The following is a 1,289-nucleotide window of genomic DNA, read 5'->3' on the forward strand; positions in this document are numbered from 1 at the left end:
CTCCAGCGCCTCCAGCGTCGCGCGCGCCTGGCGCAACAGCGGCGCCGGCATGCCGGCCAGCCGCGCCACCTGCACGCCGTAGCTGCGGCTGGCCGGGCCGGGCTGGATCTCGTGCAGGAACACGATGTCGTCGCCGTGGCCGGTGTGCGACTCTGCCGCGCTGACGTGCACGTTCAGCGCACGCGGGTGCTTCTCGGGGAAGGCGGTCAGCTCGAAATAGTGGGTGGCGAACAGCGTGAAGGCGCGGTTGCGGTCGTGCAGCTGGCTGGCGATCGCCCCGGCCAGCGCCAGGCCGTCGAACGTGGAGGTGCCGCGGCCGATCTCGTCCATCAGCACCAGCGAGTGCTCGGTGGCGCCGTGGACGATGGCCGCCGCCTCAGTCATCTCGAGCATGAAGGTCGACTGTGCGTTCGCCAGGTCGTCGGCCGCGCCGATGCGGGTGTGGATGGCGTCGACCGGGCCAAGCCGGCAGGCTGCGGCCGGCACGTAGGAGCCCATCGCGGCGAGCAGCACCACCAGCGCCACCTGGCGCATGAAGGTCGACTTGCCGCCCATGTTGGGACCGGTGATCACCAGCATGCGGCGGTTGGCGTCGAGCCGGCAGTCGTTGGGGATGAAGCCACCGCCGCCGGTCTCGGCCAGCCGCGCCTCGACGACCGGATGGCGGCCTTGCTCGATCTCGATGCAAGGCTGGCTCACGAACTCCGGGCAGCACCAGTTCAGCACCGCCGCGCGCTCGGCCAGCGCGGCCAGCGCGTCCAGACTGGCCAGCGCGCGCGCCACGGCGCCCAGCGCGGCCAGCTGCGGCTGCAGCGCATCGAGCACGCCGTCGTACAGCAGCTTCTCGCGCGCCAGAGCACGCTCCTGTGCCGACAGCGCCTTGTCTTCGAAGGCCTTCAGCTCCGGCGTGATGTAGCGCTCGGCGTTCTTCAGCGTCTGGCGGCGCTGGTAGTCGGCCGGCACCTTGTCGACCTGGCCCTGCGTGACCTCGATGTAGAAGCCGTGCACGCGATTGAACTGCACGCGCAGGTTGGCGATGCCCGTGCGGTTGCGCTCGCGCGCCTCCAGGTCCAGCAGGAAGGCGTCGCAGTTCTGCGCAATGCCGCGCAGCTCGTCGAGCGCGGCGTCGTGGCCCGTTGCGATGACGCCGCCGTCGCGCAACAGCACCGCCGGCTCGTCGGCGATGGCGCGCTGCAGCAGGTCGGCGATCTCCGGGGCGGCGAGAGCTGCTGTGCCAGATCGGCCAGCAGCGCGCTGTCGCGCGGCACGCCGTCGCGCAGCGCGGGCAG

Annotated in this window: 1 pseudogene; it reads right to left on the reverse strand. The window is 71.7% G+C overall.

Features of this window, described 5'->3' with window-relative positions:
- Nucleotides 1-1,289: pseudogene (gene mutS / locus x551_RS22370) on the reverse strand (DNA mismatch repair protein MutS); the annotation flags it as partial.

This window comes from Methylibium sp. T29, assembly GCF_000576205.1.
In the GTDB taxonomy this organism is placed as follows: domain Bacteria; phylum Pseudomonadota; class Gammaproteobacteria; order Burkholderiales; family Burkholderiaceae_C; genus Methylibium; species Methylibium petroleiphilum.